Below are 12,313 nucleotides of genomic sequence, written 5' to 3' on the forward strand. Positions count from 1 at the left end.
GAACGACAGTGCAGTAGGTCCGGGCACCCCGGGTTAAACGGCCAGTGGCCGTACCCGGTGGCCCATTGCTGCCACCTGTACGTGCTTCTCCCATCCAGACTTTAACTGTCGGTACCGGAATTCCACCGGTTCAACCGTGGCCTCTGGTTCCGGGTGGAACTTTCGGCAACGGGTCGCGGACTATCACCGCCGGTTCGGACTTACACCGACCCCGGAGCACGTTGTGTTTGCGTAACTATGCTCTCACAACTGCTGCCGGGGGTCCCGCATTCCCGTCACATCGTGTAACAGCCCTCACAGCACCTTGGCAGCGGCCCGCAGCGAGGCGATGGCCTGCTCGGGATCGGGCTGGCCGTAGACAGCGGAGCCGGCTACAAAAACGGTGGCACCGGCCTCGGCTGCGCGCACAATCGTCTCCTCTGTGACACCGCCGTCCACCTGGATGGCCACCGGCAGCCCGGAGCCAGCCACCGCGTTCGCCGCCTTGCGGATCTTGGGCAGCGTCACATCCAAAAACGCCTGGCCGCCGAAGCCTGGTTCAACCGTCATGATCAGCAGCAGGTCCATCTCGGGCAGCAGATCCAGATACGGCTCGACGGCGGTGGCCGGCTTGAGCGCCATGCCGGCCTTGGCTCCATGGATCCTCAGTTCCCTGGCCAGCCGCACCGGCGCCTTCGCCGCTTCCACATGAAAAGTCACCGATTCGATGCCGACCTCGGCATAGACCGGTGCCCACCGGTCGGGATCGGCAATCATCAGGTGCGCGTCCAACGGCAGGCTGCTGACTTCCTGGATCCGCTGCACCACCGGCAGACCCATGGTCAGGTTCGGCACGAAGTGGTTGTCCATCACATCCACATGCACCGCATCGGCGGTGCTGATGCGCTGCAGTTCGGCTTCGAGGTTGACGAAATCAGCCGAGAGGATGCTGGGGTTGATGCAGCAGTGTGCCATCGGATGCTTCCCTGCCTGTCTAGGTGTTGTTGGAGTGGGGGGAACCTGCGCGGCTTGATCCGGTGCGGATCAGTTGCTTCGGCGCAGCAGGGCCATGAACATGGCATCGGTGCCGTGGCGGTGCGGCCAGAGCTGCGTGGTGGTGCCGCCGGACCGGCCGACCGTGTCCCCGCCCGGCTGTCCCGCTTCCAGATGGCCCGGGAGGCTGACGCCGTCGAGGACGGCGGACGTGTCCAGCAGTTCCAGCCCGGGATGGCGGCGCAGCAGGTCGGCGACCACTGCCGTCGTCTCCGCCGGGTGCGGGGAGCACGTCACATAGGCGATGAGTCCGCCCGGTTTGGCGGCCGCGACGGCGGCTTCGAGCAGTTCACGCTGCAACGGACCCAACTGGGCAACGTCGGACGGCTTCCGGCGCCAGCGGGACTCCGGCCGGCGCCGGAGGGCTCCCAGGCCGGTGCAGGGCGCGTCCACCATGATCCGATCGAACTGGCCCGCATACTGGTCACCGACCTCGCGGCCGTCTCCGGTGCGGATCTCCCAGACGTCCGCCGGAACCGGGGCCAGCGCCTTGCGGACCAACTCGGCACGGTGCACGGCTACTTCGTTGGCCAACAACGTGGCACCCTGCTGGGCGGCCAGCGATGCGAGCAAGGCCGCCTTCCCGCCCGGCCCGGCGCAGAGATCAAGCCACCGCTCGCCCGGCGCTGCCGGGGCTGCTGCGGCCAACGCACGTGCCACCAATTGGGAGCCGGCATCCTGGACGCGGGTGGTTCCGGCCCGGATGCTGGCCAGCCGGCCGACGTCGCCGCCGGCGTACAGGGCAGAGCCTTCGACAAGCTCTCCGGGCTCGGCCCCGGCCTCCACCGCCTCGTCCAGCGTGCCCAGTCCGGGCAGTGCCACCAGGTTCACCACGGGCGCGGCGTTGTCCGCGGCCAGCAGGTCTTCCAATTCGTCCACGCTGCGGCCATGGGCGGCCAGCGACTGCCGCAGCGCCCGCACGATCCATTCCGGGTGGCTGTGTTCCAAAGCCGCGGCCCTGACCGGGTCCGCCTCCCCCGCCGTCAGCTCGGCGGTCCAGCCGCCGAGGTCGTGCGCGGTCACCTTGCGCAGCACGGCGTTGATGAGCGAGCCCGGCCCTGCGCCGATCACCGCGCGGGCCAGGCTGACGGTCTGGTCCAGGGCGGCATGTGCCGGCACCCGCATGGCCAGCAGCTGGTGGGCACCCAGGCGCAGTGCATCGAGGATCGCGGGGTCCAGCTGATCCAGCGGCCGGTCGACGCAGCGGGCGAGAATGGCATCGTAGGTGCCCAGGCCGCGCAAGGCGCCGTAGGCCAACTCCGTGGCGAAACCGGCGTCCCGCTTGTCCAGCCGGTGTTTGCGGATGCTCGCCGGCAGCACCAGGTTCGCATAGGCGTCGTCCCGTTCCACGGCGCGGAGCACCTCGAAAGCGGCCAGCCGGGCGGGATCTGCCGTCCTCGACCGCTGCGACGGAGCCGACTGCGAGTAGTGCCGGGTACCGCCACGGTTGCGCTCCCGCCCGGCCGCATCGCGCCGTCCGCTCCCCTGGCCTGCGCCGCCTTGCCGGCCGCGCCCGTCGTTGTTGCCGCGGCCGCCGTTCCGGCCGCCCTCGTTCCGGCCGTTCATTCGAAGTGCACATCCTCACGCTGCCCAAGCCCGCGGGCCCAGTCTGCAGCATCCATCATCTTTTTACCTGCCGGCTGGACCTTGTCCAGCTCAACCGCATGGGAGCCGGTGCCCACCAGCGCCGACGCCGATGATCCGCCGGTTAACCTGAGCACTCCGGGCGGCACATCCCAGGTCTCCGGACGCGGCCGCACCGGTCCCAGCTTGAAGCGCTGCCCGTCCAGCATGGTCCAGGCGCCAGGCTCGGGGGTCACACCGTTGATCCGACGGCGGATGGCCAGCGCCGGCTGATGCCAATCGATGTGGCCGTCCTCCAAGGACAGCTTGGGCGCCAGACTGACATCGCCGGACTGCGCCACGGCCGCGGCTTTGCCTGCGCCGACGGCAGCGAGGGTTTGGGACAGCAGCACGGCGCCGCTGCGGGACAGCCTTTCCAGCACGTCGCCGCTGGTGTCCTCCGGGCGCAGCGCCTCGGTCAGGGTGCCGTAGACCGGGCCGGTATCCAGCCCTTTTTCCAGCTGGAACGTGGAGGCGCCCGTGACATCGTCGCCGTGGATGACGGCGTGCTGCACCGGCGCTGCACCGCGCCAGGCGGGCAACAGTGAGAAGTGCAGGTTGATCCAGCCATGTTTCGGGATGCCCAGGGCTGTTTCCGGGACGAGCCCGCCGTAGGCCACGATGGCCGCCACCTCCGGAGCCGCTGCCCGGATGGCGTCCATGGTGACCTGGTCGATCCGGTTGGCCCGGATCACCGGCACGCCCAGTTCGACGGCGCGGGCCGCCACGGGCGAGGGGGTCATGATGCGTTTCCTGCCCACCGGCGCATCCTCACGGGTGAGCACCGACACGATCTCGAACCCGTCCTGGACCAACCGGTCGAGGGACGGAACCGCCACGCCCGGCGTGCCGGCGAACAGTACGCGCAAACCGCTGCCGCTTCCGGTCATGCCAGCGGCTGCCCGAAGGAACCGGTGCGCGCCGGTGCCGGCCCGCGGCTGAAGCCGGAACCGACGTTGGCGGCCCGCTGGGCCTGGGTTTCACCGGCCACTTCGTTATAGCCCGCATTGCGAATGGAACGCAGCGCGTTCTTCCGGTTCTCGCCGGTGAGGTGGTCGATGTAGAGGATCCCATCCAGGTGGTCTGTCTCGTGCTGGAAGCAGCGGGCCAGCATGCCGTCGCCCTCGTACTCCACCGGGTTGCCGTGCATGTCCTGGCCCGTCACCCGCGTCCAGCGGCGCCGGCGAACCGGATAGCCCAGCGCGGGGATGGACAGGCAGCCTTCGGCCACGTCCTCTTGAAAGTCGTCGCTGAGCTCTAGCACCGGGTTGACCACGTGGCCCCGCTGGCCACCCACGCGGAAAGTGAAAACCCGCAGGCTGACGCCAATCTGCGGTGCGGCCAGCCCTGCGCCGTCGACGTCCTCCATGGTTTCGTCCATGTCCGCCACCAGCTTGGCCAGTTCCGGTCCGAATCCGGTCACCGGTTCCGCCTTGGTCCGCAGGACGGGGTCGCCGATAATCCGGATGCTCAGGATTGCCATCTAGTTCTTGTCCTCACTGCTGCCGCGTAGGCGGCGCTGAAAGTTGTTGGGTTCCGGTCCAGTTTAGTGGGCCGGCTGGGCCGCCTGCAGGGCCGGTGCGGGCGGCGCGATCGGCAGCAGGGCGCGGCCGGCCTCCGACACCTGAAGATGCGTCTCCCAGGCACGCCGCAGCGAGCAGAACCGGTACCAGTGCCAGCGGAGCACCTCGGGGTTGGCCCGCATGGGCCGGACTTCAGTCTCGCCGATTGCCACGCCCAGCAGCAACGGATCATCGCCGTGTGCCCACGGCTCCCAGCTGCCCGCCACGCCGTCCACCAAGGACTCCTGGGCCTTCATGCCCGCCACCAACTGCATGACCACCTTGTCATTGAGCGCTTTGACCTGGCCGTTTCGGTCCGTTCCCTTGGTCTTGAAGTCGATCAGGCAGGTGCGACCGGCGATCTTGGCCACTAGGTCCAGGGTGCCGGCGTACCCCACTTCCTGATTCCAGACGGTGATCTCCGGCGCTATCGGCTCCACCGAGTAGAGCTGCCACCACTCGTCGAACCTGTCCGCGAACGCCTCTTCGCCGTTTGCCTTCAGGGCCTCCCGGGCGCCGGCGACGTCATGGTCCTTGTCCAGCGCCCGCAGCGCCACCTGTTCGCAGTACCCGTGCACCCGGTCGCCGCGCAGCGCCGCCGCGTCCCGGTAGCGGTCGGCCGCCAGCGTGGCTTCTTTCGCCAGCGTCCGCAGCCGCCCCGGATTTCCGGCCGCTTCGGCCAGTCTGGCGTCGGAGGCCAAGGAGGTGGCCGCCATGTGGGCAAACCAGCCGTCCAGGGTGGTCGGTTCCTGCGCGATCACCGTGGTGATGGAAGGGACCGACGGCGGCTCCGAGGTGGAGCGCGCGTACATCCGGCCGTTGGCGGTGGCATGCGCAAGGAGTGGTGCAGTCATAAAGAGATCTTCTCAGGTTCCACTGACGGTTCTGGTCCGCAGTCCATGGCTAAAGCTGATCTGTTGCGGCGCGAACCTTCAGCGTGCCCGGCGATGCCCAAAACAAAACATCCCGGCCGGGCTGCTGCCTGGCCGGGATGTTGCTGATGTGGTGGGCGATACTGGGTTCGAACCAGTGACCTCTTCGGTGTGAACGAAGCGCGCTACCACTGCGCCAATCGCCCCTGCATGCTGCGGATGCGCCGAACGCTTCCTGCAACGTGTAGAAATGCTAGCCCACAGGTGCGGAGAATCAAAAATCGCCGGGCGGGCGGCCGGTACGGCGGCATCCGCATCGGCCCCTCCGCAGTGAACCTAGGACGCCATGACCCCTTCGGTGGGCACCGCCGTCGTGAATTGGACGACCTGGTTGCACTGACGTTTCACTCGCCGGCGAGCCCGATTGGACGAAGCGGGAAACGTCCTATAGAGTTTTTACTCGTTGGAAATCACAACAACGCCGCGAGCGGTTGCACTAACTGGTCGCGGTCTAAGTGATGGATAACTTCTGCGGACGTAGCTCAGCTGGCTAGAGCACCACCTTGCCAAGGTGGATGTCGCGGGTTCGAATCCCGTCGTCCGCTCGCAAGTCACTGTTTGTGCCAGCGTCGCTGGTCGGTCCTAGGGCAATTGCCCATAGGCGCGGTGGGGTGGCCGAGAGGCGAGGCAGCGGCCTGCAAAGCCGTATACGCGGGTTCGAATCCCGTCCCCACCTCGTGCGGTGGCACGGCAAGCAGGCACATCTCGTGAGAGATCACGGGCGATTGGCGCAGCGGTAGCGCGCTTCCCTGACACGGAAGAGGTCACTGGTTCGATCCCAGTATCGCCCACTGAAACAGCCGGAGTGATCCGGAACTGTTTCGCGCGGACGTAGCTCAGCTGGCTAGAGCACCACCTTGCCAAGGTGGATGTCGCGGGTTCGAATCCCGTCGTCCGCTCCATTTTTCTTATTTCCTCCACCGCCCGCCTTGGGCAGACCGGGGCGATTGGCGCAGCGGTAGCGCGCTTCCCTGACACGGAAGAGGTCACTGGTTCGATCCCAGTATCGCCCACCATCGAACGGCTCCCTTCAACGGGAGCCTTTGTTGTTTAAACTATTGAGCACCCGCGGTGAAGTGCCTACGATGGAATGGCAGGGGCGAAGGGCCCCCCGTCGGAAAGGAGGTGCCAGTGTCGTTATTTGACGAGCTCAAGGGCAGGGCAGGAGCACTCAAGGACAAGGCAGCCGGTCTCGTGGGAGAAAACTCTGACACGATCAAGGGTGCCGTCGGCAACGTCGGTGAGTACATCGACACCAAGACCGACGGTAAGTATTCCAAGCAGGTAGACGGCCTGCAGGCCAAGGCATCCGGTTTTGTCGACTCGTTCGGCGGCACGGGTGGCCAGGCGCCGTCCGACGGGAACACCTCGTCCAACTAGTCCTTAGCACGCCATGGAGGGCGCCGGACCGCCGGGAGGCGGGGCCGGCGCCCTTCTCCGTTAAGCGGCGCTAAGAAACCTACGCAGCGGCTTCGCCGGCCTGCCCCTCACGGGCCAGCGCGGTCAGGCGGGACACCGCCCGGAAGTACTTTTTCATGTAGCCGCCGGACATCATTTCCGGCGTGAACAGCTGATCGAACGGCACGCCGCTGGCGATGATCGGCACGTCCTTGTCATACAGGCGGTCGGCCAGCACCACGAACCGCAAGGCCACCGCCTGTTCGGAGATGGTGTGCACGTTGTGCCAGGCCACCGCGTCCACGCCGTCGAGGAACTGGCGGTAGCGGCTGGGGTGCACGCCCTCCAAATGGTTGACGAGGTCGGAAAATTCGTCCGCGGCCACCACCTTGCCGTCGAAGTCATGCAGCCGGCGCTTCAGGTCATGGTTGCTGAGCGGTTCCGGAGCGGCCGGCAACCCGCGGTGCCGGTAGTCCTCGCCGTCCACCCGGATGACGTCGAACTGGTCGGCCAGGACCTGGATCTCGCGCTGGAAATCGACGGCGGCAAAGCGACCGTCCCCCAGCGAACCCGGCAGAGTATTGGACGTGGCGGCAAGTTTGACCCCCGCGTCGGCCAGCTCCCGCATCAGCCGCGACATCAGCACGGTGTCGCCCGGATCATCCAGTTCGAATTCGTCGATGCAGACCAGGCGGTAGCTGCTGAGGGCTTCCACGGTTTTGCGGAAGGACAGTGCGCCCACCAGGTTGGTGTACTCGACGAAGGTGCCGAAGGCCTTCGGCCCATCCACCGCGTGCCACAGCGAGGCGAGCAGGTGCGTCTTGCCGACGCCGAAGCCGCCATCCAGATAGATGCCGGCGCGGCTCTCCGGCTTGGCACCGCCAAACAGCTTCTTCAAGCCCTTCGGCTTGGGCCGGTCGACGGCGGCGGCAAAGTGCTGCAGCGCCTTGACGGCCGCGGCCTGGGAGGGCTGGGCCGGGTCCGGACGGTAGCTGGCAAAGGACACTTCGCCGAAGCGCGGCGACGGGTGCAGGCCCGCCAGCAGTTCGTCCACGGACACCTTGGGGGTCCGGCGTGAAAGCTGTTCAATCTTGGGCACGTGAAGCTTACCGCTGCTTTCCTGACATGGGTTTTGAGACGTGGCGGAGGGAATGCCGCCAGCAAAACGATACGCTACCCGCGCCAATCAGGGGCAGTTGGTGTCGACCCGGAAGCTTTTGCCGGCTCCGGTGGTTAGGCTAAACAGAAGTCCCGCGCCGTTTTGTACGGCCCCTGCACGCTACGGAAAGGTCCTGCCATGCCCATTGCCGCTGAGCAGAACGAGAAGTTCGCCGCCTACGCCAACCCCGACCGTCTGGTCTCGACGCAGTGGTTGGCGGACAATCTGGGCACGGACGGGCTGGTAGTAGTGGAGTCAGACGAAGACATCCTGCTGTATGAAACCGGACACATTCCCTCGGCCGTGAAAATCGACTGGCACACCGACCTGAATGATCCGGACACCCGCGACTACGTGGACGGGGAAGGCTTCGCCGCACTCCTCGGCTCCAAGGGAATCAGCCGCGATACCACCGTGGTGCTCTACGGCGACAAGAGCAACTGGTGGGCAGCCTACGCACTCTGGGTCTTCACGCTCTTCGGCCACGAGGACGTGCGGTTGCTGGACGGCGGCCGGGACAAGTGGATAGCGGAAGGCCGCGACATCACCACCGAGGTACCGCAGCCGGCACCGGTGGAATACCCCGTCATCGAACGTGACGACGCACCGATCCGGGCCTTCCTTCACGACGTCCTGGACCATTTCGGCAAGCCGCTGGTGGACGTCCGCTCCCCCGAGGAATACTCCGGCCAGCGCACCACGATGCCCGCCTACCCGGAGGAAGGCGCGCTGCGCGGCGGCCACATCCCGACGGCGGCGTCCGTCCCGTGGGCGCGGGCCGCGGCCGAGGATGGCACGTTCCGCACGCGTGATGAGCTTGAGGCCATCTACATGGACGAGGCGGGCCTGAAGCCGGCCGACGATGTGGTGGCGTACTGCCGGATTGGCGAACGCTCCAGCCACACTTGGTTCGTGCTCAAGCACCTGCTGGGCTTCGGCACGGTGAGGAACTACGACGGCTCGTGGACCGAATGGGGCAATGCGGTGCGGGTGCCGATCGTCAGGGGCGACCAGCCCGGCGAGCTCCCCGCCGCGGCCCGCTAAGGAATAGCCGTCCGGCGCTCAGCGTTAACGCTGGCAAACCCGATACCTTCAAGAGAGCGCAAAGTATGACCGTGTCGCCCCAGACCATCCCCGAACCGCTGGCCGAGATTATTGACGATTTCCAGGCGGTCACCGAGGCCGAACGGCTGCAGTTGCTGCTGGAATTCTCCCGCGAACTGCCGGAACTGCCAGAACGGTTCGCCGGGCATCCGGAACTGCTGGAGCAGGTGGTGGAGTGCCAGTCGCCGCTTTTCCTCACGCTGGAACTGGGCGACGACCCGGATCAGGATGTGCAGATCTACTTTTCGGCCCCGCAGGAGGCTCCGACCACCCGCGGCTTCGCCTCGGTGCTGCACGAGGGGCTCAATGGGCTTCCGGCCCAGCAGATCATGGCCGTACCGGATGACATCGCCGAGCATCTGGGCCTGACCCGGGCGATCACGCCGCTGCGGATCCGAGGAATGTCCGCCATGCTGTTCCGGATCAAGCGCCTGATCGCCGAGGCCCGGCAGCTGCGTACAGCCTCGGCCTGAGCGTGGCCAAACACAGACCATCCGCCGGAACCCCCGCCACCACGCTGCTGCAGCGGGCGGGGGTTCCGCATGTGCTGCACAGCTATACCCACGACCCCTCGGCGGCAAGTTTCGGATTGGAGGCCGCCGAGGCGCTGGGCATGGATACGGCGCGGGTGTTCAAAACGCTGATGGCCACGCTGGACGGATCGCTGGCGGTCGCCATCGTGCCGGTCAGCTCCAACCTGGACCTGAAGAAATTCGCTGCTGCCTTGGGCGGCAAGCGGGCCGCTATGGCCGATCCCCAGGTGGCGCAGCGGCGCACCGGGTATGTGCTGGGCGGCATCTCACCGCTCGGGCAGAAACAGGCCAGCCCCACGGTGTTGGATTCCACCGCGCCGGGCTTCGCCACCATCCTGGTGTCCGGCGGACGCCGCGGCCTGGACATTGAAATTGCGCCGGATGACTTGGTGGCGCTGACACAGGCCGCCGTCGCACCGATCAAGACCGGCTAGCGCGCGCCTGCAGGGCGGAGCACGCGGCTCAGGAAGGACGCGACGACGCGCTCCCAGCGTTCCGGGTCCACATTCCATTCGCGGGTATGCCCGGCCCCGCTGAAACGCTCGAAGGTCACCAGCGGGTTCTTCTCCGCCAGGGCCGCGGACGGGCCGTACGGCACAAAGTCGTCGTTCTCGCTGTGCACAATCAGCGTCGGCACGCGCAGTTCGTCGGCGCGGGCCACCCAGTTCATCATCTTCAGGTCCAGCGGAGCAGCCAGCCCGGTCAGCAGCCGGCCGGCCTTGTTCGAGATCAGCCACTGCGAGAACTGCCCCACCGCATCCGGAATCCGGTTCAGCCGTGCCTGGTGCGCCAGCACATCGGTCCAGTCAATCACCGGGGCATCCAGCACCAGCGCCCGGATCCGGCTTCGGTAGAGCGACTGGTCCGCAGCCTGGAGGCTGATCGCCCCGCCCATCGACCAGCCCACCAGGACCACATCCTGGGCGCCGTTCGCCAGCGCAAAGCGGATCGCCGCCTCCACGTCGCGCCATTCCGTCATGCCCAGCCCGTAGCGGCGGTCCGGCGCGGACGGGGCCTCGCCGTCATTCCGGTAGGAAATCAGCAGTGACGTCAGTCCCAGTTCACGAATGGCACGCACTGCGCGCACGCCCTCCGCCCGGGAGGCGCCGCGGCCGTGCACCATGATGGCCCACGTGCTGGCGTCCGACTCGGCGCGGACCAGCCAAGCCGGTGCCGTGCCGCCGTCCACCTCGATCTGCACTTCCTCGTTGGCCAGCCCGACGGCGGCCGGGTCGGGGTAGGCGGCACCGCCCCACCAGCCGCGCGTGGCTGCGGCGAGGTCGCCGGTGTACACCTGCTCCACCGTGCGCTGGACGGTGCCTTCCCGTGGCGAGTAGGACGTCACCTCCCCCACCCGCGCCACGCCGCGTCCGCCGTCGAAATAGACGCTGTAGACGCCCGGCGCGGTGGTGTCCAAGGTGGCCGGCAGGATGATTTCCTGCTCCGGCCAGGTTCCGACCACGGCCAGGATCTCCAGGTCCTGGACATGCTCGCGGACCGGAGTCAGCACCTGGCGGGCAAAGTAGGAGGCCAGGCCGGACGTCGCGCCGGCCAGGACGGATCCCGCGGTGGCTCCGGCCACTGCCCCCAGCAGCAGCCAGCGCGCCCTGGGCAGGGTTCCGGTGCCATCACCGTTGCCGGCGGAAATGTTCCCGGACCGGGGAGAACGTTCGAACACAACCATGGCTCCATTCTTGCCGGTGCCGCCGTTGACCGCTAACCGGCAGGCCGTCGGCGCGCCGGATTGTTGTGAGCCGGTGGGCTGCTGATTAGGCTGGCCCCATGACGGAAACCATCGTGGTGCTGACCGAGGAACCGCTGAACGAGGCCGACCTGCAGAACCTGGGTTGGCTGGCCGGTGAGCAGACCGTCGCCGAGCAATCCACCTTCCGGGTGCTGATTCCCGAGGACACCAAACGGAACCTGATGCTCGATTTCCTGGAGCGGCTGAGCATGCTGGAGGTGGGCACGGCGTTCCGTGAACTGGCCCAGGGCCAGCCGGATCCGGACGAGGCCCGGCTTGAGGCGGCCGAGGCCAAGCGTCTCTCGGTGAAGCTGCTGGAGGATGCCGGTTTCAAGGCCACGGTGGACATTGTTGAGGACGACGGCGTGTCCGCCTTGGTGGCTTACGTCGCCGAGCATCCGGCGGACCGGGCGGTGGTCATCACCCGGCCGCACGCCATTTCCGATACCTTCCACACCGACTGGGCCAACCGTGCGCAGGAGAAGCTGGGCATTCCCGTACTCCATCTGTACACGGGCTCGGGATACATTGGCGACTCGTGAGCGTTGGAGAGAATATGAGCAACACTGAAACCGGCCAGTTCCCCGTGACCAAGAGCGACGACGAGTGGCGGCGCGAACTGAGTCCGGAGGAATACCATGTGCTCCGCGAGGCTGGCACCGAACGTCCCTACACCGGAAAGTACTGGGACAGCCACACCGAAGGCACCTACAGCTGCCGCGCCTGCGGAGCGGAACTGTTCACCAGCAAGGAAAAGTTCGACTCGCATTGCGGCTGGCCGTCCTTCTGGGCACCGCTGGCCGAGGGAACCGTCCGCTATCTGCGGGACGGGACGCTGGGCATGGAGCGGATTGAGGTCCGCTGCGCCAACTGCGATTCGCACCTGGGCCATGTGTTCGAGGGCGAAGGCTACGAGACTCCTACGGACCAGCGCTACTGCATCAATTCGGTCTCCCTGACCCTGAAGGACACCGAAGAGCCGAAGGGCGCCGAATAGCACCTGACCGCCCGCCCCTCCTGCAGCCCGGACCCGACTCGTGGTCCCGGACGTGACCAAGCCCGGCCAGCGCGAGCCGGGCTTCGTCATTCCCGGCGTTCCGTGGCACCGAGCATTACAGTTGCTTACCTGTCGGCCGTTTTGAAATAAGATCGGCTGTTGCGTTGCTACGCTCGCTACATACTTCAGCAGATTGCCGGGACCTGCCCGGCCGACGGAAAGGCGAGGC

13 protein-coding genes, 6 tRNA genes and 1 riboswitch are annotated in these 12,313 nt (G+C 66.9%); of the genes, 11 read left to right on the forward strand and 8 right to left on the reverse strand.

Annotated features, from left to right (window positions below):
• Positions 1-78 precede the first annotated feature (78 nt).
• A riboswitch (FMN riboswitch) is annotated at positions 79-223 on the reverse strand.
• Positions 224-294: 71 nt separating this feature from the next.
• The 6 genes from rpe to ACWF5H_RS07335 all read right to left on the reverse strand — a co-directional run bounded on the left by rpe (position 295) and on the right by ACWF5H_RS07335 (position 5,295).
• On the reverse strand, positions 295-954 hold the full coding sequence (rpe, locus tag ACWF5H_RS07310; protein ID WP_452035863.1) for a ribulose-phosphate 3-epimerase: 660 nt from the start codon (positions 952-954) through the stop codon (positions 295-297).
• Positions 955-1,023: 69 nt separating this feature from the next.
• On the reverse strand, positions 1,024-2,598 hold the full coding sequence (locus ACWF5H_RS07315) for an RsmB/NOP family class I SAM-dependent RNA methyltransferase (protein WP_452035865.1): 1,575 nt from the start codon (positions 2,596-2,598) through the stop codon (positions 1,024-1,026).
• Positions 2,595-3,524, reverse strand: a complete 930-nt coding sequence (fmt, locus tag ACWF5H_RS07320; RefSeq protein WP_452036068.1) for a methionyl-tRNA formyltransferase — start codon at positions 3,522-3,524, stop codon at positions 2,595-2,597. The genes ACWF5H_RS07315 and fmt overlap by 4 nt, the downstream gene beginning before the upstream one ends.
• A gap of 17 nt (positions 3,525-3,541) precedes the next feature.
• On the reverse strand, positions 3,542-4,138 hold the full coding sequence (def, locus tag ACWF5H_RS07325; protein WP_364649940.1) for a peptide deformylase: 597 nt from the start codon (positions 4,136-4,138) through the stop codon (positions 3,542-3,544).
• Between the two features lie 63 nt (positions 4,139-4,201).
• Complete coding sequence (locus tag ACWF5H_RS07330) at positions 4,202-5,071, reverse strand: cytochrome (RefSeq protein ID WP_452035866.1); 870 nt, start codon at positions 5,069-5,071, stop codon at positions 4,202-4,204.
• A 149-nt stretch (positions 5,072-5,220) separates the two neighbouring features.
• Positions 5,221-5,295 (reverse strand) — tRNA-Val (locus ACWF5H_RS07335).
• A 325-nt stretch (positions 5,296-5,620) separates the two neighbouring features.
• On the opposite strand from ACWF5H_RS07335, the gene ACWF5H_RS07340 reads away from it, so the two are divergent.
• The 6 genes from ACWF5H_RS07340 (at position 5,621) to ACWF5H_RS07365 (ending at position 6,529) form a co-directional block, all read left to right on the forward strand.
• Positions 5,621-5,694: transfer RNA gene (locus ACWF5H_RS07340), tRNA-Gly, on the forward strand.
• A gap of 60 nt (positions 5,695-5,754) precedes the next feature.
• A tRNA-Cys gene (locus ACWF5H_RS07345) sits at positions 5,755-5,825 on the forward strand.
• 43 nt (positions 5,826-5,868) lie between these two features.
• Positions 5,869-5,940, forward strand: a tRNA-Val gene (locus ACWF5H_RS07350).
• A 34-nt stretch (positions 5,941-5,974) separates the two neighbouring features.
• Positions 5,975-6,051: transfer RNA gene (locus ACWF5H_RS07355), tRNA-Gly, on the forward strand.
• 39 nt (positions 6,052-6,090) lie between these two features.
• A tRNA-Val gene (locus ACWF5H_RS07360) sits at positions 6,091-6,165 on the forward strand.
• A 115-nt stretch (positions 6,166-6,280) separates the two neighbouring features.
• Entirely contained in the window at positions 6,281-6,529 is a 249-nt protein-coding gene (locus ACWF5H_RS07365; RefSeq protein WP_452035867.1) for an antitoxin, read from the forward strand.
• A 79-nt stretch (positions 6,530-6,608) separates the two neighbouring features.
• Here the strand turns inward: ACWF5H_RS07365 and zapE are convergent, their stop codons facing one another.
• The gene (zapE, locus tag ACWF5H_RS07370; RefSeq protein ID WP_241913029.1) at positions 6,609-7,646 is read right to left on the reverse strand and encodes a cell division protein ZapE; all 1,038 of its coding nucleotides are present in this window, start codon (positions 7,644-7,646) and stop codon (positions 6,609-6,611) included.
• A 198-nt stretch (positions 7,647-7,844) separates the two neighbouring features.
• Between zapE and ACWF5H_RS07375 the strand changes: the two genes are divergently transcribed.
• The 3 genes from ACWF5H_RS07375 (at position 7,845) to ybaK (ending at position 9,777) form a co-directional block, all read left to right on the forward strand.
• Positions 7,845-8,750, forward strand: a complete 906-nt coding sequence (locus ACWF5H_RS07375) for a sulfurtransferase (protein WP_452035868.1) — start codon at positions 7,845-7,847, stop codon at positions 8,748-8,750.
• 71 nt (positions 8,751-8,821) lie between these two features.
• The gene (locus tag ACWF5H_RS07380; RefSeq protein WP_452035869.1) at positions 8,822-9,283 is read left to right on the forward strand and encodes a SufE family protein; all 462 of its coding nucleotides are present in this window, start codon (positions 8,822-8,824) and stop codon (positions 9,281-9,283) included.
• A gap of 2 nt (positions 9,284-9,285) precedes the next feature.
• Positions 9,286-9,777, forward strand: a complete 492-nt coding sequence (gene ybaK / locus ACWF5H_RS07385) for a Cys-tRNA(Pro) deacylase (RefSeq protein WP_452035870.1) — start codon at positions 9,286-9,288, stop codon at positions 9,775-9,777.
• Here the strand turns inward: ybaK and ACWF5H_RS07390 are convergent.
• Entirely contained in the window at positions 9,774-11,027 is a 1,254-nt protein-coding gene (locus ACWF5H_RS07390) for an alpha/beta hydrolase family protein (RefSeq protein WP_452035872.1), read from the reverse strand. The two genes, ybaK and ACWF5H_RS07390, sit on opposite strands and share 4 nt — an antisense overlap.
• A gap of 98 nt (positions 11,028-11,125) precedes the next feature.
• Here ACWF5H_RS07390 and ACWF5H_RS07395 point away from each other — a divergent pair, with 98 nt between their 5' ends.
• Both ACWF5H_RS07395 and msrB read left to right on the forward strand, forming a co-directional pair.
• Positions 11,126-11,629 carry a hypothetical protein gene (locus tag ACWF5H_RS07395; RefSeq protein WP_452035874.1) on the forward strand — a complete coding sequence of 168 codons (504 nt, stop codon included), beginning with the start codon at positions 11,126-11,128 and terminating at the stop codon, positions 11,627-11,629.
• A gap of 14 nt (positions 11,630-11,643) precedes the next feature.
• On the forward strand, positions 11,644-12,084 hold the full coding sequence (gene msrB / locus ACWF5H_RS07400; protein ID WP_452035876.1) for a peptide-methionine (R)-S-oxide reductase MsrB: 441 nt from the start codon (positions 11,644-11,646) through the stop codon (positions 12,082-12,084).
• The last annotated feature ends 229 nt before the right edge of the window (positions 12,085-12,313 follow it).

The sequence above is a fragment of the Arthrobacter sp. NPDC055138 genome (genome assembly GCF_053607305.1).